Origin of the sequence: Methylomonas koyamae (assembly GCF_019669905.1) — a bacterium.
Taxonomy (GTDB): Bacteria; Pseudomonadota; Gammaproteobacteria; order Methylococcales; family Methylomonadaceae; genus Methylomonas; species Methylomonas koyamae.
On record NZ_AP019777.1, the window covers coordinates 4,587,947 to 4,609,993 of the forward strand.

Annotated in this window: 21 protein-coding genes; 2 read left to right on the top strand and 19 right to left on the bottom strand. The window is 55.7% G+C overall.

The window, feature by feature from the left end; all coding sequences use genetic code 11:
* Positions 1–8: 8 nt before the first annotated feature.
* From MKFW12EY_RS20670 to MKFW12EY_RS20715, 7 genes are all read right to left on the bottom strand, one after another.
* Positions 9–569: a chemotaxis protein CheW gene (locus MKFW12EY_RS20670; protein WP_054763201.1), complete on the bottom strand. Its 561-nt coding sequence runs from the start codon at positions 567–569 to the stop codon at positions 9–11.
* 9 nt (positions 570–578) lie between these two features.
* Complete coding sequence (locus MKFW12EY_RS20675; protein WP_221053684.1) at positions 579–3,563, bottom strand: methyl-accepting chemotaxis protein; 2,985 nt, start codon at positions 3,561–3,563, stop codon at positions 579–581.
* A gap of 119 nt (positions 3,564–3,682) precedes the next feature.
* The gene (locus tag MKFW12EY_RS23105; RefSeq protein WP_245006371.1) at positions 3,683–7,759 is read right to left on the bottom strand and encodes a methyl-accepting chemotaxis protein; all 4,077 of its coding nucleotides are present in this window, start codon (positions 7,757–7,759) and stop codon (positions 3,683–3,685) included.
* 41 nt (positions 7,760–7,800) lie between these two features.
* Complete coding sequence (locus MKFW12EY_RS20700) at positions 7,801–9,981, bottom strand: chemotaxis protein CheA (protein ID WP_221053685.1); 2,181 nt, start codon at positions 9,979–9,981, stop codon at positions 7,801–7,803.
* 3 nt (positions 9,982–9,984) lie between these two features.
* A complete protein-coding gene (locus tag MKFW12EY_RS20705) occupies positions 9,985–10,278 on the bottom strand; it encodes an STAS domain-containing protein (protein ID WP_054762804.1) in 294 nt (97 codons plus the stop codon).
* Between the two features lie 64 nt (positions 10,279–10,342).
* Complete coding sequence (locus MKFW12EY_RS20710) at positions 10,343–10,711, bottom strand: response regulator (RefSeq protein ID WP_054762806.1); 369 nt, start codon at positions 10,709–10,711, stop codon at positions 10,343–10,345.
* A gap of 9 nt (positions 10,712–10,720) precedes the next feature.
* The gene (locus MKFW12EY_RS20715; RefSeq protein ID WP_245006372.1) at positions 10,721–11,794 is read right to left on the bottom strand and encodes a methyl-accepting chemotaxis protein; all 1,074 of its coding nucleotides are present in this window, start codon (positions 11,792–11,794) and stop codon (positions 10,721–10,723) included.
* A 241-nt stretch (positions 11,795–12,035) separates the two neighbouring features.
* On the opposite strand from MKFW12EY_RS20715, the gene MKFW12EY_RS20720 reads away from it, so the two are divergent.
* A complete protein-coding gene (locus MKFW12EY_RS20720) occupies positions 12,036–12,371 on the top strand; it encodes an ASCH domain-containing protein (protein ID WP_054762808.1) in 336 nt (111 codons plus the stop codon).
* On the opposite strand, the gene MKFW12EY_RS20725 is transcribed toward MKFW12EY_RS20720, so the two are convergent.
* From MKFW12EY_RS20725 to nth, 5 genes are all read right to left on the bottom strand, one after another.
* Positions 12,349–13,107, bottom strand: a complete 759-nt coding sequence (locus MKFW12EY_RS20725) for an HvfC family RiPP maturation protein (RefSeq protein WP_221053686.1) — start codon at positions 13,105–13,107, stop codon at positions 12,349–12,351. The two genes, MKFW12EY_RS20720 and MKFW12EY_RS20725, sit on opposite strands and share 23 nt — an antisense overlap.
* Positions 13,107–13,955, bottom strand: a complete 849-nt coding sequence (locus MKFW12EY_RS20730) for an HvfB family MNIO-type RiPP peptide maturase (RefSeq protein WP_054762811.1) — start codon at positions 13,953–13,955, stop codon at positions 13,107–13,109. Before MKFW12EY_RS20730 ends, MKFW12EY_RS20725 begins: the two co-directional genes overlap by 1 nt.
* A gap of 3 nt (positions 13,956–13,958) precedes the next feature.
* A complete protein-coding gene (locus MKFW12EY_RS20735) occupies positions 13,959–14,522 on the bottom strand; it encodes a DedA family protein (RefSeq protein WP_064023096.1) in 564 nt (187 codons plus the stop codon).
* A gap of 30 nt (positions 14,523–14,552) precedes the next feature.
* Complete coding sequence (locus MKFW12EY_RS20740) at positions 14,553–15,107, bottom strand: hypothetical protein (RefSeq protein WP_064027950.1); 555 nt, start codon at positions 15,105–15,107, stop codon at positions 14,553–14,555.
* 104 nt (positions 15,108–15,211) lie between these two features.
* On the bottom strand, positions 15,212–15,847 hold the full coding sequence (gene nth, locus MKFW12EY_RS20745; RefSeq protein WP_054762828.1) for an endonuclease III: 636 nt from the start codon (positions 15,845–15,847) through the stop codon (positions 15,212–15,214).
* 187 nt (positions 15,848–16,034) lie between these two features.
* Between nth and smbP the strand changes: the two genes are divergently transcribed.
* Positions 16,035–16,370 (top strand): small metal-binding protein SmbP, encoded by a 336-nt coding sequence (gene smbP / locus MKFW12EY_RS20750; RefSeq protein ID WP_054762813.1) that lies wholly within the window; start codon positions 16,035–16,037, stop codon positions 16,368–16,370.
* Positions 16,371–16,456: 86 nt separating this feature from the next.
* On the opposite strand, the gene MKFW12EY_RS20755 is transcribed toward smbP, so the two are convergent.
* The 7 genes from MKFW12EY_RS20755 to MKFW12EY_RS20785 all read right to left on the bottom strand — a co-directional run bounded on the left by MKFW12EY_RS20755 (position 16,457) and on the right by MKFW12EY_RS20785 (position 21,683).
* Positions 16,457–17,290, bottom strand: coding sequence for a thymidylate synthase (locus MKFW12EY_RS20755; protein ID WP_064027945.1), 834 nt, complete (start codon positions 17,288–17,290; stop codon positions 16,457–16,459).
* Between the two features lie 87 nt (positions 17,291–17,377).
* Positions 17,378–18,526, bottom strand: coding sequence for an acetyltransferase domain-containing protein (locus MKFW12EY_RS20760; protein WP_054762816.1), 1,149 nt, complete (start codon positions 18,524–18,526; stop codon positions 17,378–17,380).
* Between the two features lie 179 nt (positions 18,527–18,705).
* Positions 18,706–18,900 (bottom strand): hypothetical protein, encoded by a 195-nt coding sequence (locus MKFW12EY_RS20765; RefSeq protein WP_054762819.1) that lies wholly within the window; start codon positions 18,898–18,900, stop codon positions 18,706–18,708.
* Between the two features lie 296 nt (positions 18,901–19,196).
* Complete coding sequence (locus MKFW12EY_RS20770; protein ID WP_054762821.1) at positions 19,197–19,379, bottom strand: hypothetical protein; 183 nt, start codon at positions 19,377–19,379, stop codon at positions 19,197–19,199.
* Between the two features lie 2 nt (positions 19,380–19,381).
* Entirely contained in the window at positions 19,382–19,648 is a 267-nt protein-coding gene (locus tag MKFW12EY_RS20775; RefSeq protein WP_054762823.1) for a hypothetical protein, read from the bottom strand.
* 239 nt (positions 19,649–19,887) lie between these two features.
* Positions 19,888–20,463 carry a DUF4276 family protein gene (locus tag MKFW12EY_RS20780; protein ID WP_245006373.1) on the bottom strand — a complete coding sequence of 192 codons (576 nt, stop codon included), beginning with the start codon at positions 20,461–20,463 and terminating at the stop codon, positions 19,888–19,890.
* A 17-nt stretch (positions 20,464–20,480) separates the two neighbouring features.
* Complete coding sequence (locus MKFW12EY_RS20785) at positions 20,481–21,683, bottom strand: AAA family ATPase (protein WP_054762824.1); 1,203 nt, start codon at positions 21,681–21,683, stop codon at positions 20,481–20,483.
* Between the last annotated feature and the right edge of the window lie 364 nt (positions 21,684–22,047).

Genomic DNA, 22,047 nt, shown 5'->3' on the forward strand with positions numbered 1-22,047 from the left:
TTCCCCCTTTAATCGGCCGTTCCTTCCGCGGTAAACCCGGAAACGGTTTGCCCCAAGGCCACCATTTCATCCACAGATAGCACTTTGCCGACGTTCAACAGGATCACGAAGCGGTTATCCCGTTTTGCCATACCGTTAATGAAATCGGGCCGGATACCCGCGCCGAAACTGGGCGGCGGCTCGATATCCTGCGGACCGATGTCTACCACCTCGTTGACCGCATCGACGATAATCCCGATATCCTGGTTATGTCCGTCTTCATGCTCGCCGGCGGCAGTCTCGACAATGACGATGCCGGTGCGCTTGGCTATTTGGGTCGCGCCCTTGCCGAACCTGGCCATCAAATCGATGACCGGCACCACACTGCCGCGCAGATTGATCACACCGCGCACGAAAGCCGGCATCATCGGCACTTCGGTTAGTTGGCCGTAATCGATAATTTCCTTGATATTCAAAATCCCCAACGCATAAACCTCGCCGCCGAGCACAAAAGTCAGATATTGGCCGGCGGCAGCCAAGGATTCCGTAGCTGCCGGCAACTGGCTGGATGTAGTCGCGATTGCTCCCATGCCAACCTCCTAGAAGCGCTCGAATTGGCTGAGATCGAATTCGGCTTCGCCGCCGTAACTGGAGCTCGGATTCGAAGCCGGTTTAACCTTTTCCACCCGACGCGAGACGCTCTTAGCGCGCCGCGCCCCGCTGCCGCCGTGGCCGATTTTGAAGAAGGCCATCAACGATTGCAGTTGTTCGGATTGGCCGGTCATCTCTTCCGCCGTCGCCGCCAGCTCTTCGCTGGCCGAGGCGTTTTGTTGGGTGATTTGGTTCATTTGGTTCATCGCGTTGTTGACTTGGCTGACCCCGGCCGATTGTTCCTGCGAGGCCGCCGCGATTTCTTGCACCAGGTCGGAGGTTTTGGCGATGCTCGGCACGATTTCGTCCAGCAGTTTGCCGGCCGTTTCCGCCGTTTTTACGCTGCTGCCCGCCAGTTCGCCGATTTCTTGCGCCGCCACTTGGCTGCGTTCCGCCAGTTTGCGCACTTCCGCCGCCACCACGGCAAAGCCTTTGCCGTGGTCGCCGGCCCGTGCCGCTTCGATCGCTGCGTTCAGCGCCAGCATGTTGGTTTGGTAGGCAATGTCGTCGATGATGCCGATTTTGGCGGCGATTTCTTTCATCGCGTCTACGGTTTGTTTCACCGCGGCGCCGCCTTCCACCGCTTCTTTGGAGGCTTTGCCGGCCATGCCGTCGGTGACTTTGGCGTTTTCGGCGTTCTGGTTGATGCTGGCCGCCATTTCTTCGATGCTGGCGCTGGTTTCTTCGACGCTGGCCGCTTGTTCGCTGGCCGCTTGCGATAGCGATTGCGAGGTGGAGCTGATTTGTTCGGCGGCATTGGTCAGTTGGTCGGCCGCCACGATCACTTCGCCTATGGTTTTCGACAGGTTGGCGATGGTGTTGTTGACGGTGTCTTTGAAGTCGCCGAGCTGGCCTTGGTAGTCGCCGTTGATGGTGCGGGTCAGGTCGCCTTGTTCGACCAGGCTCAGGACATCGACCGCTTCGTTGAGCGGGCCGATCACGCCGTCCAGGGTGTCGTTGACGCCTTGCACGATTTTACGGAAGTCGCCTTGGTGTTTGTTGGCGTCGGCGCGGGTCGATAACCTGCCGTCACGCGCGGCCTGGGCCAACATGTCGGCGTCGGCGACCAGGGCGTTGACCGCGTCGATGCAGGTGTTCAGGTTGTTTTTGATGACGTTGAAGTCGCCGTTGTAGCTGTCGGTAATTTTGGCCGGAATCGCGCCGCGCGAGATTTTGTCGACGTAGTCGGCGGCCACGTTCAGCGGGCCGATCACGGCATCCAGGGTGTTGTTGACCCCTTGCACGATTTTGCGGAAGTCGCCTTGGTATTGGCTGGCGTCGGCGCGGGTGGCCAGGCGGCCTTCGATCGCGGCTTTTTCCAACGCCGCCGCTTCCGCCACCATGTTGCCGATCGCGTCGATGCAGTTATTCAGGTTGTTTTTGATGGTGTTGAAGTCGCCGTTGTAGTTGTCGCTAATCTTGGCCGGGATGTTGCCTTTGGAAATATTGTCCACATAGTCCGCCGCCACGTTCAAAGGCCCGATCACGGCATCCAAAGTATTGTTGACCCCTTGCACGATTTTACGGAAGTCGCCTTGGTATTGGCTGGCGTCGGCGCGGGTGGCCAAGCGGCCTTCGATCGCGGCTTTTTCCAACGCCGCCGCTTCCGCCACCATGTTGCCGATCGCGTCGATACAGTTGTTCAGGTTGTTTTTGATGGTGTTAAAGTCGCCGTTGTAGTTGTCGGTAATTTTGGCCGGGATGTTGCCTTTGGAGATGCGGTCGACGTAGTCGGCGGCCACGTTCAGCGGGCCGATCACGGCATCCAAGGTGTTGTTGACGCCTTGCACCAACTTTCTGAAATCGCCATGGTGTTTGGACGCATCGGCACGGGTCGCCAGTTTGCCTTCCACCGCCGCTTGCGCCAGCAGGTTGGCGTCGGCGATTACGGCTTTCAAATTGCCGCGAACCAGTTCGACCGCCTCGTTGATAAAGACTTTTTTCCCCGGCAATTTTTCTATCGGCGCATCGAAATCGCCTTCGCCGAAGGCTTTGAATACGCCAACGGCCATTTTTTTGACAGCGATATGGGCATTGACCATATCGTTGACGCCTTTCGCCACCGTTTTGAAACTGCCGTGGAATTTAGCGGTATCCACGACCACGTCGATATCGCCTTTTTCGTGTTCGGCAGACATATGGTCCATTTCGGCCAACAAGGCTTTAATGTTATCGCTCAGGCGCTTCATGTTGGCCATCACACTGGTCTCGTCGCCGGCGCGCAATGCGATTACCGTGCTCAAATCGCCTTGCGATATCTTGTAAGCGAGATCGGAAACGAAGGCCGGTTCGCCGCCCAATTGCTTCATCAGATTACGGGCGATAAAAAAGCCTAACAAGCCGACCACCGCGATAGACAACAAGGCAATCGTTGCCGAAACCGCAACGGCGCTCGATTGGATCGAAACGGCTTCGTCCGAGGATTTTTTGCCCAACCGCTGGCTATACTCGCTATGGTTTTTAAACGCGGCCAGCAGTTTGTCCACCACCGGCTGGCTCCGCATCAACAAATCTCGGGCTTCGCTGCTTTTATTCTGCCGGGATAACTCTCGCACCTTAGCGCTCAACTTGTCGTAGTCCGCCAGAGCGGTTCTATCGTCCTGAAGCAGCCGTCTGTCTTCGTCATTGGCCAATAACCCTTCGTATTGATTCAATGACTTATCGATATTACGGCGTTTGGTTTCGATTTCTCGTTCCACGCTCTGCATCGCCGCATCGTCGGTCTCTGTCAGATGCTGCCAAACGTGGACACGAATGCCTGATATCTGGCCGGCGATATCGTTCAACAACAATACGCTCGGCAAGGTATTGACGGTGTTGAAATTGGTGGCGTTATAAACCTTATCTATCTGCACATAGTTAAAGCCCGCCAATCCGGCCAGCCCCAGTACGGCAGAGCCGATTAATATCAACAAACGCTGTGTGACTGTCATGGGGTACTCCTCCGCTTTTTAATTTAGTTGGCTCATGTTTTAAAGCTGATGCCTTACGGCAAATACGGCGCCGGCAACCGACCATAGGCAATGGAGCCGGATCGGACCAAGCCGGCTGGTTACAAGTTGGCTTGAATCTTCAATTCGGCGATTGCCAACCCTACCGCGCTCGATGCGGCGGCATAGGCACTGCCTCGATCCAGCATCGATTCGGCCTGGTCGTATTGGCCGCTGTTGATAATCTCCGCCACTCGGCCCGCTTCCCGATGAAACACGGCGTGCTTTTGCATACAGTCACGAAAACTGGGCAATTGCTGGTATTGGCGCTTGCCGGGGCCATGCAACCATTTACCCAACTTGCAACAATTGTCGCGGGCGATGGTGGCCGCATCCATTTCCTCGCGATGGCTGATGCCCCGCCGCAGCTTGATTTTCCATTCGCTATGCGCCTGTAACGCTTCGTCCAAATCGATGGCCGGCTCGGCATCGGCGTATCGCTGATTGCGGCGGGCATCCGCCCCGCTGCCGCCGTGGCCGATTTTGAAGAAGGCCATCAACGATTGCAGTTGTTCGGATTGACCGGTCATCTCTTCCGCCGTCGCCGCCAGCTCTTCGCTGGCCGAGGCGTTTTGTTGGGTGATTTGGTTCATTTGGTTCATCGCGTTGTTGACTTGGCTGACCCCGGCCGATTGTTCCTGCGAGGCCGCGGCAATTTCTTGCACCAGGTCGGAGGTCTTGGCGATGCTCGGTACGATTTCGTCCAGCAGTTTGCCGGCCGTTTCCGCCGTTTTTACGCTACTGCCCGCCAGTTCGCCGATTTCTTGCGCCGCCACTTGGCTGCGTTCCGCCAGTTTGCGCACTTCCGCCGCCACCACGGCAAAGCCTTTGCCGTGGTCGCCGGCCCGCGCCGCTTCGATCGCTGCGTTCAGCGCCAGCATGTTGGTTTGGTAGGCAATGTCGTCGATGATGCCGATTTTGGCGGCGATTTCTTTCATCGCGTCTACGGTTTGTTTCACCGCGGCGCCGCCTTCCACCGCTTCTTTGGAGGCTTTGCCGGCCATGCCGTCGGTGACTTTGGCGTTTTCGGCGTTCTGGTTGATGCTGGCCGCCATTTCTTCGATGCTGGCGCTGGTTTCTTCGACGCTGGCCGCTTGTTCGCTGGCCGCTTGCGATAGCGATTGCGAGGTGGAGCTGATTTGTTCGGCGGCATTGGTCAGTTGGTCTGCCGCCACAATCACTTCGCCTATGGTTTTCGATAGGTTGGCGATGGTGTTGTTGACGGTGTCTTTGAAGTCGCCGAGCTGGCCTTGGTAGTCGCCGTTGATGGTGCGGGTCAGGTCGCCTTGTTCGACCAGGCTCAGGACGTCGACCGCTTCGTTCAGCGGGCCGATCACGCCGTCCAGGGTGTCGTTGACGCCTTGCACGATTTTACGGAAGTCGCCTTGGTGTTTGTTGGCGTCGGCGCGGGTCGATAACCTGCCGTCACGCGCGGCCTGGGCCAACATGTCGGCGTCGGCGACCAGGGCGTTGACCGCGTCGATGCAGGTGTTCAGGTTGTTTTTGATGACGTTGAAGTCGCCGTTGTAGCTGTCGGTAATTTTGGCCGGAATCGCGCCGCGCGAGATTTTGTCGACGTAGTCGGCGGCCACGTTCAGCGGGCCGATCACGGCATCCAGGGTGTTGTTGACCCCTTGCACGATTTTGCGGAAGTCGCCTTGGTATTGGCTGGCGTCGGCGCGGGTGGCCAGGCGGCCTTCGATCGCGGCTTTTTCCAACGCCGCCGCTTCCGCCACCATGTTGCCGATCGCGTCGATGCAGTTATTCAGGTTGTTTTTGATGGTGTTGAAGTCGCCGTTGTAGTTGTCGCTAATCTTGGCCGGGATGTTGCCTTTGGAAATATTGTCCACATAGTCCGCCGCCACGTTCAAAGGCCCGATCACGGCGTCCAAAGTATTGTTGACCCCTTGCACGATTTTACGGAAGTCGCCTTGGTGCTTGGTCGCATCGGCGCGGGTCGACAACTTGCCTGCCACCGCCGCTTGCGCCAGCAGGTTCGCGTCGGCGACCAGGGCCTTGATGTTACTGCGGACCTGTTCGATGGTTTCGTTGATAAATTTCTTTTTCCCCGGGAATTGCTCAATGGCGGCATCCATATTGCCTTCGCCGAATTCCTTGAAACAGGCCATGGCTTTCTTCTTGACCTCGATATGTCCGAATACCATGTCATTGACACCCTTGGCCATGGCCCGATAGCTACCATGGAAACGGTTTTCATCGATTTTGACGTCGATATCGCCAAGGTCGTGCTGGTCGGACATGTGGTGCATTTCTTCAATCAGGCCATTCAACGCATCGATGCAAGTATTCAGATTATTTTTGATGGTGTTGAAGTCGCCGTTGTAGTTGTCGGTAATTTTGGCTGGAATCGCGCCTTTGGCGATGTTGTCCACATAGTCCGCCGCCACGTTAAGCGGACCAATCACGGCATCCAGCGTGTCGTTAACGCCTTGCACAATTTTGCGGAAGTCGCCTTGGTGTTTGGTCGCATCGGCCCGGATAGACAACTTACCCTCCACCGCCGCTTGCGCCAGCATGCCGGCGTCGGCTATCAAAGCTTGCACCGAAAATACTGCGGCCTTGACGCCTTCGTTGAGCTGATTGAATTCCAGGCCGTAATTGTTGTCGTCGCGCGGCGGTATTTCGCCGCGTCCGAGCAAGGTCATGGCATTGATCATCGAAGCTACCGGCTTTAGCACGCCCATCGCGATATACCAGCTCAAGCCCAGGAAACCCAACAAAAACAGCGATACCACCGCCAACGTGGCGTTGATCGTTCCGTCCAGCCGCGCCACGCGCGCATCCAAACCGCTATGCAGCAACTTGCCGAATCCGGATGACATGGCGAAATTTTGTTGAATGGTCTCGCTCAAAATCCTGAAATATTCGTCATCGGCAAGCTCCAATTTGGCAGGCTGCAAAATTTCGGTCTCGGCCAAAGCCAGGACCTGCTTGGCATCGACGCTGGCCTTAAGCAATGCCGAACGGATACCGGAATCCACGAAAGCGATTTTGGCGATGTTCTCATCGACTAACGTCAATGTCTCTTCGGTATTGGCGATCAATTCGCGCAGGTAAGCGGCTTCTGCCGGCGTAATCACCTTTCTGTGTAAAATCGGCGCACCTATTCCGCGCAGCATGCCCAATTGCTCGGACAGGTCCGGAAATAAAGTGATCGCCAACACTTGCGTGTAATACGTGTCGTTTTCCGGATCCAACGCCAGACCGGATGCATCGCCGAGCTTGCGATTGAAGGCATGTAATTGCGCGATGAATTCGCCATGCCGTGCCACATTGGCTTGAGCATCCATCTGGCCAACGACGGCCGCCAAGGTCTGCCACTGGTCTTGGATGGCTTTCCACGCCGGCGTTAAACCGAGCCCGGAGAAACGGTTATCCAACTCGGCAACATTGGCCAACTGGCGCTCGATTTCGTTGCGCTTCGCCTCCCTGGCATCGCTTTGGTCCTTGTTGCCCGCAATCACCATCGCGTTCAAACCGCGGTGCTCCACTACCAATTTCATCAAATTGATGGTTTCGGTGGCGTAATCGACACCCTGTTTTTCTTTCAAGGCGAAATTTCTATCGTCGACGCTGCGCCCGACCAATAAGTAGGTCGGCACGGCGAACATCACAATGGCGAGTACGATCAAAGCCAAAAATTTTTGCCACAGTTTTATCTTGCTCAGCATGGTGTTCAGTGTTTTCGGTTGAAATGGATTGCTGATGCGGCCGGCCTTGATGTCGGCATATAAGCTGGCAGCCGCATCGACATCGCGGCGTTGGGGTTTAAAACGTAGAGAGCGGTAACCAACGATTTTGCCTTGGGTATAGACCGGCGAGACGTTGGCCTCCACCCAATAGAAATCGCCTTGTTTCGAGCGGTTTTTTACTAACCCGCTCCAGGTATTGCCTGCGGAGATGGTGCGCCACATCCATTCGTAGGCCTCGGCCGGCATGTCAGGATGGCGAACGATGTTATGGGGTTGCCCGATCAGTTCCTGCTCGGCAAAACCGCTCAACTTGACGAAAGCCGGGCTGACGCTAGTGATGCGCCCTTTTAAATCAGTCGTCGAACTCAGTATTTCGTCTTCGCCGAAATGCAATTCGACATCGGTAACGGGTTGATTATTTCTCATGGCTTAATTCCTGATTCGCAAAGAGAATGACCGGCAAAGCATCATGCCGACATCGACAGGGCCTGGCGCTGCATTTTCTGTTCGAAGGAGCCGACCAGCACCGGCACGTCGAGGATCAAGGCCACCTCGCCGCTACCCAGTATGGTCGAACCGCCCAGGCCTTGGGCATGTGCAAACAGCTTGCCTAGCGGTTTGATCACCGTCTGAAACTCGCCGAGCAAGCGATCGACAACCAAGCCGGTTTTGGCGCCGGCCACGTCCACCACTACCACATTCGCCCGCCGCGGGGGTTGGTCGTTGATGCCGAACAGATTGCGCAGACGGATAAAAGGCAGCACTTCGCCGCGCAAGTCCATGTAGTCGTTGTTGCCGTTGTCGTCGGTCAATTCGACGCATTCGACGACCCGGTCCAGCGGGATCACAAAGGAGGATTTACCGACGCCAACCAAAAAGCCGTCGATAATTGCTAACGTCAAAGGCAAGCGGATACGCATCGTCGTGCCGACGCCCAAGGTACTTTCGACTTCGATGCTGCCGCGCAAATCGGTGACGTTACGCTTCACCACGTCCATGCCGACGCCACGGCCGGACAGGTTGGAAATTTGCGCGGCGGTGGAAAAGCCGGGTTCGAAAATCAACGAGTAAACTTCTTGATCGGTCAACTTGGCATCGGCCGGCACCATGCCTTTTTCGACGGCCTTGGCCAGGATGCGTTCGCGGTTCAAGCCACCGCCGTCGTCGCTGACCTCGATGGCAATGGTGCCGGATTCGTGGTAGGCATTCAGCCGCAACGTACCCTGGCCGGGCTTGCCGTTTTGCAGGCGGACTTCGGCCGGCTCGATACCGTGGTCCATGGCGTTGCGCACCAAGTGCATCAGCGGATCGCCGATTTTTTCGACGACCGATTTATCGACTTCGGTTTCGCCGCCGGTGATGGCCAGATTGATGTCTTTGCCCAATTCCTTGCTGACATCGCGCACCACACGCTGGAAGCGGCCGAAAGTCGTGCCGATCGGCACCATGCGCAGTTGCAACGCACTGTCGCGCACTTCTTCGACCAGACGCATCATTTCGCCGGTGGCTTCCAGCAATGCGGATTGCGCGGTTTGCAAGGCACGCAAATTGACGCCGGCGCTGGAGATCACCAATTCGCCGATCAAGTCGATCAATTTATCCAAACGCTCGGCATCGACTCGAATGCTTTGGCTTTCGCGGGCTTTGTTGTCTTTAATCTGTTTTTGCTTTTCCAGCGCTGCCGTAACCAGCGGTTGCTGCACCACCTGCTGTTCGACCAGGATTTCGCCGATCGGCTGCGCCGGCTGACTGGCTTCGGAGTCGGATTTTTGCTTACTCAGGCCGTCTTCCAATTCACGCTTGGTCAGTACGCCGCTTTTCACCAGCAATTCGCCAAGGTAAGCGTCGTCTTCCGGCAAGGAACGGATCAATTCGATGTAGTCGGCTATCGCGCTTTCCAACGGCAAGATGTGAATGATGCTGTCGGCCCGGACGAATTCGAATACGTTCTCCAACGCTTCCTTACCGGCATCGCTTTTGACGTCGATTTCGAAGCCTAAATAATTGGTTTCCGGATCCATTTCCGCGGCTGCGGGAATCCGGTTGGTGATCGTCGTCAGATTGACGATACTGCCCAGCGTCGTCAGATAGCGGATGAAAGACAAAGGGTCCATGCCGTTGCGCAAAGAATCCTCGCCAAACCTGAGCGAGATATGCCAATTGCCGGTTTCTACTTCGCCGCCGCCGCTGGCTTCCAAATGGTCCTGCGCTTGAGCCACGGTTGCCACCGGGGCGGAATTGCCGCCATCCAGAAACGGCCGCAATTCGGCGAGCAGCGCATCGCCGGCCGTTGTCATATCCGGATTTTCCTCGACATCGCCGTCGACCACCGCCCGGATCAATAACGCAATGTGGTCGCAGCACGGCAACAACACGGCCACCAGATCGGAACTGACCTCGATTTTGCCCTCGCGTAGTGCGTCCAGAACGCTTTCGACCACATGGGTGAATTTAACGATGTGGTCCAATCCGAACAAACCGGAGGAACCCTTGATGGTATGCGCGGCACGGAAGATCGAATTAATCCGTTCGGTCGGATCGGCGCCGTCTTCCAGACTCAACAGGCTGTCTTCCATGTCTTGCAACAGCTCCAGACTTTCTATCGTGAAAGTCACCAGAGCCGCCTTCATTTCGGCATCGATATTCATCGGCTAACCCTCGCTGTGCGAAATGACCACTTGGTCGCCAAAGGCCGTGGTCAGATTGACAAGCTCCAAAATGTCCAACACCGCCTTGCTATGCATGACAAAACGCAGAGTTTTCCCGGCACGAGCCGCCTCCCGCTTGGCCAGAATCAACAATTGCAGACCGGCGGTATCCATTTCCGCAACCTGGGAAAGATTGATTTCCAAATCGTCGCCCGAGCTTAAAAAACTCAATACATTGTTTTTTTGCTCCGCCGCGGTAAAGATGGTCAATTCGTCTTCTATCGTTAGAGTTTGCATCGTCGAACCCTTGCCCTTAAATGCGATTTGCCTGAAACGCTGAACAGCAGTCAGCGGCGAACCCTTAAGGCAAAATCAACTTCGCTACGGCAGCCAGCATCTGTGCCGGCTGGAACGGCTTAACCACCCAGGCTTTGGCGCCGGCGGCTTGCCCTTCCTGTTTCTTGCCTTCCTGCGATTCGGTGGTCAGCATAATGACCGGAGTGAATTTGTAGGCCGGCAACTGCTTGAGTTCTTTGACAAAGGTGATACCGTCCATGTTCGGCATATTGACGTCGGAAATCACTAGGTGCACTTTCTGGCCGGTGAGTTTGCTCAACGCGTCTTTACCGTCCACGCCTTCGATCACCTCGTAACCGGCGCCTTTCAGCGCAATACTGACCACTTGACGAACGGAGGCGGAGTCATCGACCACTAGAATTGTTTTTGCCATTGTTTGATCCTAGAAAAAAGTAATATCGGTAGCGGGTTGTTGGTGGTTGACATTACCGCGATGGGCGCCGTGCTCGGAAACCATCGTGTAGGTACTGCTCAACTCATGCAGAATGTCGTCTGTCGCCAGCGGTTTGAGGCCGAATACGCCGTCGCCGTGGCTGCGCATAATGTGGCGCGGCAGATTGCCGATGCTGTCGCGAACATGGGATAAAACCTGACTGATCCGGTCCTGAAATTGAAATTGCACCAGCGATTCGTCTATCTCGCGTTTGATTAGACGGGCTTGATTGTCCATGTCGTCCGAGTGGCGCTGCAGCGTTTCGAACACGCCGTGCAATGCACTCATAACGGTTTGGATATTGCCTTGCGATGCGGCGACGGCCGCAGTTTCGTTTTCGGTGCTTTTCTCGACGGCCACCAATGTGGTTTGGATCGCGCCACTGACCTGGTCGACCTTAGAACCTATCAATTTACCGGTCTCGCCGGACAAATTGGACAACTTGCGCACTTCATCGGCCACCACGGCGAACCCGCGGCCGGCTTCCCCGGCTCTGGCGGCTTCGATGGCCGCATTCAACGCAATCAAATTGGTTTGCTCGGCGATCCGCGCCACTTCCCTAGCCATGGTTTTCAGTTCATCGATAAACCCGGCCAAGGAGCGGATTTTGCTCAGTACCTGCAAGTTTTCCTGTAAAGAGGCATCCAGCGATCCGACGACTTTTTGCAGATTGGCGTTACTGGCCGAAAAAACGTCGTCGTGACCGCCGAGCGCCGGCTTGCTCGACACACCTAGCAAGGTATCGAGTCCGTCGGTAATCGCGGCAAAGCGTCCGGTCAATTCTGCGACGGCCTGATCCATTTGCCGGCGCGAAGATTCGATATGGTTGGACCAGACCGGCGCGACTTCGTCGGCAAACTTGTCAATTCCGGCAAGGTATTTTTCCAAATCGGCGGTAGGCAGCGACGGCGGTGGTTTGGGTTGATTTGCCAGCTCTTTCAGCAATCGACGTTTGGTATACGAGGCAGCAAACCAAGCGCTGCACAGCGAACCAACCAACAATAAAAGTAATACTTGAAACATCGGCACTGGCTTCCGCCTCCTTTTCCGCTTAATCGAATTGCTCGAACCTGTTCAAAGACTCTCTGGCAAACGTCTGTCAAGCAGTATAGCTAGGCAATCACGCATTGCTAATGTGCGAATGTAGGAAATGTCCGACGCGCCGCAATTAAACCTTAATAATTGCGGGCCAGTTACGGGAGAGGCTTGTATTGCTCGGGCAACGCTCTTAAAGTGTCGCGTTTTTGCGCAATCGAAGAAGACTATGAACGACTACCCTGAAAAGACTTGCGAGATCGACCGACTGATCCGCCATCCTAAGCTGGTGGCAGCGGCACTGGCCGGCGACAAGACCCAACAACGCCGGGACGGCCTGTACGCCTACCCTGGGGAAACGTTTGTTTTGGAAGGCGTCGAGTTCGAGATCACCGCGGTGGAGCGGCAACGCATCGGCGATATGAGCGACGCCGACGCCCAAGCCGAGGGCTATCCGAATTTGGCGGTATATAAGGATTTGATCTTGCGCATGCACAGCGGCATGGAATGGAACGACGACGGCCTGGTATGGCTACACTGCTTCAAGCGGCGCCAGCCGGAATAACGATTCCTTTTTCGGCCAGTTCCCGCAACATCGCCAAGCCGTTGCTGTGCAACAGTTGCGGCTCGACCTGCGGGAATTCGGCTGCGACGATTTGCAAACATTGCGCGGCGGGCATCGGTCCCCGGTCTTGCAGGATTTGCAGCAAGCTTAGCGTCAGACCGCTCACCTGCAGAAAGTGGACTTGGTCCGCCTGGTCGCGATAGACGACCAGGCAAGTCGCTTGCTCGGGCGGCTGCGCCGGCAGGAAATCCGGACCGATGAGGTGCACCGGATATTGGTACAACAACGGCCAGGCCAGTTGTGACAGCGCAATGGTTTGGGTAGACAGGTTGGCCAAAAACGCCTGGTCACCCCAATTCGGCGCATCCTTGGCAATCGACAGCGCCATTTCCACCCATTCGTAATGAGCCAACTCCAGCAGAAACGGATAGTCGTCCGGCTGATTGCGCTCGTTTTGCATATACTCCAAAAACTCTTCGGCAATCTCGGAAAAATACGGCGTCCGGCAGTGGTGGCGGGAAAAAAAATCCTGCGTCAACTCCAGCCATTGTGCATCGTCCAGAATGGCCCGTAACACTGGAAAATTGCTGGCAATGAAACTATCGATATTGTTGAAAAACAATTCGCGGTACATCGCCATCCGTTTAGGCGCGACATCGGCCGGCAGCGGATTGCTATACGGATCGCGGATATAGGCGGCAAATCGCTGTTGCGTGGTTTGAAAAGATGCTGCCATCAAGCCACCCGTTTTTCGGCGGCAACGGCATGCTGTTGAATGGCGCTGATCGTGTCCACTTCCCGTAACAATTCAGCCAGGGGTGGAATGTTGAAATCCCGTTCCAGCAAGGTTGGAAAGACGCCGAACAGATCGTAAGCCGTCGCCAGCAACGTCCAGACCGGGTCGATCACCGCGGCGCCATGGGTGTCGACCAAGAAGTCTTCGGCTTCGACGTAATGACCGGCAATATGCGCGTACGCGACCCGCTCGGCCGGCATGGCCCGCAGAAAAGCGGCGGCGTCGTAACCGTGGTTGACGCTATTGACGTAGATATTATTGATATCGAGCAGCACATCGCAATCGGCCTCGGCAACGACGGCATTGAAAAAATCGATCTCGGCCATTTCCTGCCCGGGCGCGGCATAATAGGAAATATTTTCGATGGCGATACGCTGTTCCAGAATGTCCTGTACCCGACGAATGCGGGCCGCGACATGTTTGACCGCGTCGGCGGTAAACGGCATCGGCATCAAATCGTATAGATGCCCGCCGTGGCTGCAATAGCTGAGGTGTTCGCTGTAAAACTTGATGCCGTGTTCGGCCATGAACCGTTTAAGATCGCGCACGAACTGTTCGTCGAGCGGATCGCTGCTACCGATGGATAGCGACAGGCCGTGGCAAACGAAGTCGAAGCGCTCGGTCATGGCCCGAAATTGCTTGCCGAACTTGCCGCCGATCGGCATCCAGTTCTCCGGTGCCACTTCGTAGAAGCCGACTTGCGTTGGCGGCTGGTCGACAATCTCGCTCAAAAACGAACGGCGCAAACCCAGGCCGGCACCGTGGACCAGATTGCGAACGCTCTGCATCGCTTACTCTTCCGGTTTATGCGTCGAACGCCAAAACAAGGCCAGACCTATCGCCACCAACACGCCCAGAATATACATTTCGTATTTTTTGACCTGGCCCATGATGGATTCGGCAAATTGGCCGAAGGTATAGCCCAAGTAACCGACAGCGATGGCCCAGATCGCCGCACCCAGAAAATTCAAGGCAAAGAACTTCAGCGGATGAATCTTGCTGGCGCCGATCACGAACGGCGTCACGTTGCGTACGCCGTACAGAAAACGGAAACCGAGAATCACCGGTATCTGGTGTTTGTGCAGCAGATCGAACACTTTGTCGGTTTTACTATGCCAAAGCGGCCGCTTCTCCAAAAAAGAGATCCCCTTCCAGCGTCCCAGATAAAAGAAGGTCTGGTCGCCGGCAAAGGTGCCGAGGAACGCTGTCAACATGACCCATTCCAGCGCTAAATAGCCGCTATGCGCCAAAAAGCCGGCAATTACCAGAATGGTTTCGCCTTCCAGATAGGTACCGATGAATAAGGCCAGATAACCGTAATCGATAACCAGCTGTTGTATATCCTGAAAATCCATAACGTCGATTCTTACCGTCAGGTCGGAGAATTAATGGCCGGCCGCTTTGTCGGCATCCACTTTGCTGCCGCAACTGCCTTCGCCGCCTTTCATCATGGCACCGCAGCTATGCTCGCCGGCTTTTTTATCCGGATTCATCATCGCGCCGCAACTGCCTTCCTCACTTTGTTTCGGCTTGTCGGCATTACCATGGTCCATGCCGCCCATCATGCCCATGCCGCAGGCGCCTTCCTTGCCTTTCATCATCGCACCGCACATGTTTTCCATGCCCGGCTTCATCTTACCGCCGCTCATCATGCCGCCGCACATCCCTTCGCCGCAGGAACCCTCTGCCTTCTTCGCGTCGGCTTTCTTGGCGCCGCCAGCCACTTTTTTACCGTTACTATCCATCGCATTGGAGCCGCAGGCACCTTGGCTGATTTTGCCGTTGGAATGCTCGGCGTGCGAAGTAGCGACCTGCATATAGCCGCCGGACAGTTCCGACAACGCAAACGGATTGGACTCGGCTTGCGCGTTCGCAGCGATTCCGGACAAAAGGGCACCGCCCATTGCAGCGGCCAACGGAGATTTATTGAATTTTTTCATGTAGATATCCTCTCGTGCGTTTTTGTAATTATGTTATCCGGCCCGATTCCGGCCGCATTACGAATGGCAAACGTCCTGCTGCTTCGATCCTGATTATTGCATATTCAAGCTGGATTCTTGTCCTTAAATTCGCACAGGTCCGCGATGCAACAGGCCCCACAGCGCGGCTTTCGGGCAATACAGATGTAGCGGCCGTGCAGGATCAGTAAGTGGTGCGCATCTTTTTTATAGGGCTTGGGCACCGTCTTTTCCAGTTTCTTCTCCACCTCCAGCACGTTTTTCCCCGGCGCTAGGCCGGTGCGGTTGGCGACCCGGAAAATATGGGTATCGACCGCGATGGTTGGCTGGCCGAATGCGGTATTCAAAATCACGTTAGCCGTTTTGCGGCCGACGCCAGCCAGCGCTTCCAGCGCTTCCCGCTCACGCGGAACCTCGCCCCGATGCTTTTCCAGCAGAGTCTGGCAAAGTTTTATGACATTTGCCGCCTTGCTATTAAATAAACCGATGGTCTTGATGTGATCTTTCAAGCCGTCTTCGCCCAAAGCCAAAATCGCCTGCGGCGTATTGGCGACCGGAAACAATTTGGCGGTCGCTTTGTTGACGCCCTTGTCGGTCGCTTGCGCCGACAACACCACTGCCACCAGCAATTCGAACGGCGTGCTGTAATTCAATTCGGTGGTCGGATTCGGCGTGGCCTCGGCTAGGCGTTGAAAAATCGTCAGGCGTTTTTCACTATTCATATCGGTTTGGCAAAATCGGGTTGAAGTGTTCCAGGCCATTCGAACTTCGGCAAGCCGATCCGGCTAGGCTGGCAATGCATGCATCAGCGGTAACGGCTAAATTTAATGGAACCATTCCTCGCGCCTCAAGTCTTTAACTAGCCACCGCAAGGGGGCAACTCAACACACAACAAAAATCGGGGGATTTATGAAAACATTAACAGCGATTACCGTCAGCGCACTATTGTTTGCCAGCAGCGGCGTATTTGCCGAAGAACATGCCGCAACCGCGCTGGAACACGCCAACCAGGCCGTGACCCACGGCAAAGCCGGCCATGCTTCGGTATTGGTAGAACACGCCGAAGCCGCTCTGCCCCATGCCAAAAAAGGCGCCGAAGTCGCCAAAGGCGAAGCCAAAACCCACATGGAGGCCGGCGTCAAATCTCTGGAAAGCGCGGTCGAGCACGGCAAAATGGGCCATGCCGACGTTGCGACCAAAGCCGCCGAGGAAGCCGTCGAACATATCAAAGCCGGCAACAAATAATCCGCAAAACTCCCGCTATAAGGTCCCAACGGCCAGTTGAGGCCATCGGGTAGAGGCGCAGCCAATGCGCTTCTACCCGCACTCCATCATACCGACACGGCCCCGGCAATATGCGGGTGCGCCTGATAATTCAGCAATTCGAAATCGCTAAACCGGTAATCGAAAATCGACTCCGGCCGGCGCCCGAACTGCAACTGCGGCAGCGGCAAAGGCTGGCGGCCCAATTGCAATTCTACTTGGGCAAAATGGTTGCGATAGACGTGGACGTCGCCGAACGACATGATCAGCTCGCCCGGTTCGAAACCGCATTGCTGGGCCAGCATATGCGTCAATAATGCCACGCTGGCCTGGTTATACGGCACACCCAAAAAACAATCGGCACTGCGCTGAGTCATCATGCAAGACAATTTGCCATTGGCGACGTAAAACTGGTACAGCACATGGCACGGCGGCAACGCCATCCTGCCGGCCGCCGCATTTTCGCGTGGCCCTATGGTTTCATCCGGTAGAAAACCCACGTTCCAGGCGCTGACCACGTGCCGCCGCGAGTCGGGTTTACGCTTCAAGCCGTCGACCAGAATCTCGATCTGGTCGTAACAGGTGCCATCCGGCCCCAACCAATTGCGCCATTGCGCGCCGTAAACCGGACCGAGCTCGCCGTCCGGGGTCGCCCACTCGTCCCAGATTGTGACGCCGTGGTCGTTCAAGTATTTGATATTGGTGTCGCCGCGCAGAAACCATAACAACTCGTAGGCTATCGATTTGAAATGCAGTTTTTTGGTGGTTAACAACGGGAAACCGTCGGCCAGGTTGTAACGGATTTGCCGGCCGAATACCGAGCGCGTCCCGGTGCCGGTACGGTCGTTTTTGTCGACGCCGTTGGCCATGATGTCGGCCAGAAGATCTAAGTAGGGTTGCATAGCGGGATAAATCGAAAAAAATAGCTGCAGTATATCGGGGAACGGCTACCGGGCGGAAACGGTTCTGCCGTTACCGGCAGCGATTGGCTACAAATATTGCAGCCAACACCACTGCCGCCGCGCCGCTTTAAACGCTTCGAACCAGCGGCACACCGGATACAGCATCAGTAATACCAGCAACCAAAAGCCGTAAACGCCGACCAAGCCAAAACCGTAATCGGCCGGCCAGTCTTTCTGCCAAATCCCGCCGCCCATCACTACCGCCACCGGACCGCCGTTGATCAACGCCACCAGTACCGCCAGACCGTGGATCGTGTATAGATGAATCAGATAATAGAACAGCGGAGTCCTGCCGAATACTTGCAGTACCGGCAGCGGCCGCGCCGCAAGCGCCAAAAACACCAGCGCCGGCCCCAACGTCATCAGCAAATACAATAGTGACGGCGGATATTTGTGGCAGTTTAGAAACGACAGCAGCGTGAACGACGGGTCTGGGTAGGCTTGCCACGGTTGCGGATCGCCGTACAGATTGCTGTAGCGCAACGCGACAAACCCGGCAAGCAAGCTACAGCCCAGTAGCATCAGCCACCGGGGATTTCGCCATTGCTCCACGGTCAACAAATGGCCGAAGCCGTAACCCAAGGCCATCACGCCGACCCAGGGAATCAGCGGGTAATATGGGTTCAATTGCCAGCCAGCGCCCAAATCGATGTCGTCCCCGGTATGCAGCACCGACCACCACGGTCCGAACCAACCCAAGTCGGCAGGTTTAAGCCCATCGAACAAATTGTGCCCGACAACCATCGATCCGCCGATCACGACGACCCAGCCCAACGGCAATTTCACCAGCGCAGCCAACACGATCATCGACCAGCCAAGCGCCCACAACACGCCGCCGTCGATGTGGCGCAAATCGGCGCGAAAATTCCAGGCCCAGGCTTCTACCGTACAAACCAATACCAGCAACAGCAAACCGCGCTTGGCGAGAAAACCGCTAACCGGAGCGTCCGTACCGCGTTTAGCCGCCCACAAATAGGCGCTGGTGCCGGCCAGAAACACGAACACGGCCGCGCAGAAATGCGTAATCCAGCGAGTCAGGAACAGCGCTGCGGTGGTTTTCTGCAAATCGGTAGGATCGAAATGGGAAATACTGAAATAATCGCGGGTATGATCGAGCGTCATCAACATCATGACCAATCCGCGCAAATTGTCCAAGCAAGCGATACGTTGACTCATAGAAATGCGGCTGACCCCAACTAAAAGGGCTTAGCTTAGCGGCTCAGCGGCGCAAGTCAAACAACGCCTATCGAACAACCCGGCTAGGCCGGGCAACCAGCCGCAAGCCGAGGTTGGCCGGGTCGGATACCGCCGGAACCTAAGCGCCGGAAAAGCCTGGTCTCGCCGAAAATCGGCGCTCAAATCACGCCCAGGCTGGTACACAGCAACAACAGGCTGGAGCAGCATATCGAGACCAGAATGGTCAAGCCGACCGCAACATCGGCAAAAGAAGCCAAATACGCGTAAACCTTACGTCCGTTAATGGCTTTGGCTTGAATGACAGCGACCTGGGCAAAATCCGCGACTTTCGGATTATGGTGATAGGTGTTCATAATCGCCCCCGGTATAGTGATTTTTTGTCGTCAAAATACCAGCATAAAGCGAACCTAAGCACAAAACCGTTTCAAAATCAATGCCGCCGGCTATCCGAACGAACCGACGTTAGTTTCGTTGACCGGCAAGTGTCAAAAAACGCGACACGGCCAGCCGGCAAGTTGCCGCTTGGTTACGCCGCCTAGCCTTTGCGGCGCCAAGGGCTTTTAAACCAAACCGGCTGCCGGGCGCGCGATCCGGGTGGCTTATGTCGTCAAATTATTCGACACAGTGCGGCGCCAACAGACGACAGCCATCAGCGGTGGTGGTGGTGGCGATGATGCCAACCGCCGCCGTGGCGCGGACCGGCATCGTAGCCGTAACCGCCGTGAGGTGCATAATAGCCGGCCGGGCGATGGCCGTAGGGTACGTAGGCCACGCATCCCGAAAGCCAGAGCAAACCGGCCAACAACCCCCAAGTACGCATAATCCGTTTCATGGCTACCAACCGCGCCGGTAATCGTAGTCGGGGTAAGGCGCGTGACGGTCGTGCCGGTAATCGCGCGGCGGCGGCAAAGCATGGTAACGCGGCGGCACGCGTTGGTAACCCCATCTCGGCGGAAGATACGCCGGGCGGTAAGGCCCGTGGTGGTGCCGGTAATGCTGGTGATGGTGGCCGTGGCGGCGGCCATGCCCCCAATCTTCGTGCGCGGCGGCCACACCGGAAAACGACAAACAAAACAAAGCGATGGCTAACAACCTGAACATATATCCTCCTTTGCGGACTGTTTCAGTTGCAGCAGATTGTTCTCCATTCAGCTTAATATCGGCTTAGCGCGGCTCACTTCGCGGCCAAACGAGAATCGCAGCGCCAAATTCATTCCCGCCACGATGACAACGGACTGTTTCGCAATAGATAGCGGTTCAAGCGATTTACCAGGCGCAACGCCGATCGGTCGACAGCCGGCTATAACCGCTATACCGAATCGTCCCTAACCGGGATGGAATTAGGCCCCAGCGGCCAATGACCGTTTATGCCATTCGCTGCAAAGTTTTCTGAACGAGCGACTACGGTCAAATGCTAACTGCAAGTTTATTTGCGCGGAAAACGCCGGCTGATCGGTGGTTTCGCCATACGAACGATTGGCCATGCAAGCCTTGATCCACCCCTTGGCATCGCGCGGTTGTTCGGGATCGACAAACTTTGCCGGGTCGTAAGTAAAGCCTCGATGTCCCTGCAGCGATTCGGCGGCTGCGACAAACCAGGCCTCGTACTCTCTGTTTGCCAACACCACGGAAATTTTCCGGTGCGGGACGATACTTTCGGCGCGCCGCAAAATCTCTTGGCCCAGTTCGGCGGGGCAGTCATCGTCCGCATCGAACAGAATCAATATCCAGCCCTCGTCGCCGCATTTGTTAGCGGCAAGACTTAAGTGGCGACGAAATTCGTCCGCTCTGTTTAAAAAGCGGTCGCGACGAACTCGAATCGGATACCCCACATCGACGTGTATGTCCGGGGTTAACCACTGGTTGAGTCGCCGTAACAGAATGGGTAAAGCGATAACTTCGCCATCGCCTTCCACAATCGCGGTTACATTGATCACGGCCGACTATCTCCAAATAAATCGGTTTGCTTTTGTTCTTCCAATTCCAGTTGTTTGCGGTCGGGAACCAATTGATTCAGACGCAGCAATTCGCCGGCAGAAAACAGCGAGTCTCGCATCGCTTGCCGAGACGCTTCGTCGATAGGGCCGATCCGGGTTTCACCTTTTTCGGAAACCACTGACAATAATGAATCGGCGCTTAACTGCAAATCGTCGAGCAGGTCCGGACTGTGGCTGGTGACGATGATTTGAGTTTCTTGCGACGCCCGATTCAGCGCTTCGCGCAAAGCCGAACTTGCCGCCGGATGCAAAGCCGTCTCCGGCTCTTCGATACCGATCAAGGTGGGGGCGTAATCCGGGTTACCCTGAAATAGCGCAGCCAATATTCCCAGTGCCCTTAACGTGCCGTCCGACATGTTTTGTGCCAGAAAGCGCCAGGGGTGCTTAGCGCCGGCCATGTCCTGCCGAAATTCCAAAGTCTCCATCGGGCCAATGGACTTACGCTCCACGCCATGAACCATAGGTACGACGGTTTGCAAATAGTCCTGGATGATGGTCATGCGTTCCGGCGAAACTCTTTCTAAATGGCCTATGACACTGGCGATGTTTTCTCCGACCGGCTTTAATAACCTACCCTCTTGCGGTTTTTGCAGTTCGCGCATTAACTTGGGATTCAAATTGTAAAATCCCATGGTGGAGAGCAAATCGAAAACCGGACGAAATTCGGTCATGCCGGAAGCGGCGACCAAGGCCAAACGGTCGGAGGTCACAGAGGGGAACGTCGACTCGCTAGTGTTGCGCAGTTTGCCTTTATCGATCTGGAAAAACGGGCCTCTACCGATACCTTCCAATACGCATTCCTCGGTCTGCACTTTGTAGCCTTGGCCGGAAAGCGCGCCAACATTGAATGCATAATGCCCTCTTTGCCCGTTAGCAAGCAAGAATTCCAGACGAATGCCGAAATGGTTTGGATGGCCACTGGAATATCTGCGCACTTCCGACAGGCCGCCGCGTTCGTTTAAGGCATTGTCCAGCGAACTGGTTAAGGCATCTCGCACCAAGTGCAAGGCGTCGAGAAAATTGCTTTTACCGGAACCGTTTGCCCCGACCAAATAGGTGAGCTGGTCCAATTTTACGTTGCAATAACCGATGCTTTTGTAATTCCGTAATACGACGCGAGTGATATGGGCATGGGCCATGGGCTCTAACTTCTCTATGTTTTGATACAGGTAACTTGCTGGATTCGCCTACCTTCAACCCAGAACCTTGAGGCCGAGTAGACCCGACGGAAATATCGAAATAACCGAGCTTATGCTTTTGAACGACTCGCCAAAGCGCATCTGTTTCTGGTTATTCAAGCCGGTGCTCAACTTGCTGTGCCCATGTTACCGAAGTTAGCGGCGATTGCAGCAAAAGGCATTCCGGAAACGGCCAGGCCCAACGCGCTGCCGCCCGCGGCAAAATTTGACTTTATCGGCGGCTCGACCCGCCGAGATATCGACTTAACCCAAGCCAGCCCGACTGCAGCGTTTCGTCAAGCCGGCTTTCGGGCTCCTCACCGGT

Excerpts from the sequence above, each read along its gene's own strand:
- MKFW12EY_RS20670 (WP_054763201.1), bottom strand. The coding sequence starts at position 569 with ATGGGAGCAATCGCGACTACATCCAGCCAGTTGCCGGCAGCTACGGAA.
- MKFW12EY_RS20675 (WP_221053684.1), bottom strand. The coding sequence starts at position 3,563 with ATGACAGTCACACAGCGTTTGTTGATATTAATCGGCTCTGCCGTACTG.
- MKFW12EY_RS23105 (WP_245006371.1), bottom strand. The coding sequence starts at position 7,759 with ATGAGAAATAATCAACCCGTTACCGATGTCGAATTGCATTTCGGCGAA.
- MKFW12EY_RS20700 (WP_221053685.1), bottom strand. The coding sequence starts at position 9,981 with ATGAATATCGATGCCGAAATGAAGGCGGCTCTGGTGACTTTCACGATA.
- MKFW12EY_RS20705 (WP_054762804.1), bottom strand. The coding sequence starts at position 10,278 with ATGCAAACTCTAACGATAGAAGACGAATTGACCATCTTTACCGCGGCG.
- MKFW12EY_RS20710 (WP_054762806.1), bottom strand. The coding sequence starts at position 10,711 with ATGGCAAAAACAATTCTAGTGGTCGATGACTCCGCCTCCGTTCGTCAA.
- MKFW12EY_RS20715 (WP_245006372.1), bottom strand. The coding sequence starts at position 11,794 with ATGTTTCAAGTATTACTTTTATTGTTGGTTGGTTCGCTGTGCAGCGCT.
- MKFW12EY_RS20720 (WP_054762808.1), top strand. The coding sequence starts at position 12,036 with ATGAACGACTACCCTGAAAAGACTTGCGAGATCGACCGACTGATCCGC.
- MKFW12EY_RS20725 (WP_221053686.1), bottom strand. The coding sequence starts at position 13,107 with ATGGCAGCATCTTTTCAAACCACGCAACAGCGATTTGCCGCCTATATC.
- MKFW12EY_RS20730 (WP_054762811.1), bottom strand. The coding sequence starts at position 13,955 with ATGCAGAGCGTTCGCAATCTGGTCCACGGTGCCGGCCTGGGTTTGCGC.
- MKFW12EY_RS20735 (WP_064023096.1), bottom strand. The coding sequence starts at position 14,522 with ATGGATTTTCAGGATATACAACAGCTGGTTATCGATTACGGTTATCTG.
- MKFW12EY_RS20740 (WP_064027950.1), bottom strand. The coding sequence starts at position 15,107 with ATGAAAAAATTCAATAAATCTCCGTTGGCCGCTGCAATGGGCGGTGCC.
- nth (WP_054762828.1), bottom strand. The coding sequence starts at position 15,847 with ATGAATAGTGAAAAACGCCTGACGATTTTTCAACGCCTAGCCGAGGCC.
- smbP (WP_054762813.1), top strand. The coding sequence starts at position 16,035 with ATGAAAACATTAACAGCGATTACCGTCAGCGCACTATTGTTTGCCAGC.
- MKFW12EY_RS20755 (WP_064027945.1), bottom strand. The coding sequence starts at position 17,290 with ATGCAACCCTACTTAGATCTTCTGGCCGACATCATGGCCAACGGCGTC.
- MKFW12EY_RS20760 (WP_054762816.1), bottom strand. The coding sequence starts at position 18,526 with ATGAGTCAACGTATCGCTTGCTTGGACAATTTGCGCGGATTGGTCATG.
- MKFW12EY_RS20765 (WP_054762819.1), bottom strand. The coding sequence starts at position 18,900 with ATGAACACCTATCACCATAATCCGAAAGTCGCGGATTTTGCCCAGGTC.
- MKFW12EY_RS20770 (WP_054762821.1), bottom strand. The coding sequence starts at position 19,379 with ATGAAACGGATTATGCGTACTTGGGGGTTGTTGGCCGGTTTGCTCTGG.
- MKFW12EY_RS20775 (WP_054762823.1), bottom strand. The coding sequence starts at position 19,648 with ATGTTCAGGTTGTTAGCCATCGCTTTGTTTTGTTTGTCGTTTTCCGGT.
- MKFW12EY_RS20785 (WP_054762824.1), bottom strand. The coding sequence starts at position 21,683 with ATGGCCCATGCCCATATCACTCGCGTCGTATTACGGAATTACAAAAGC.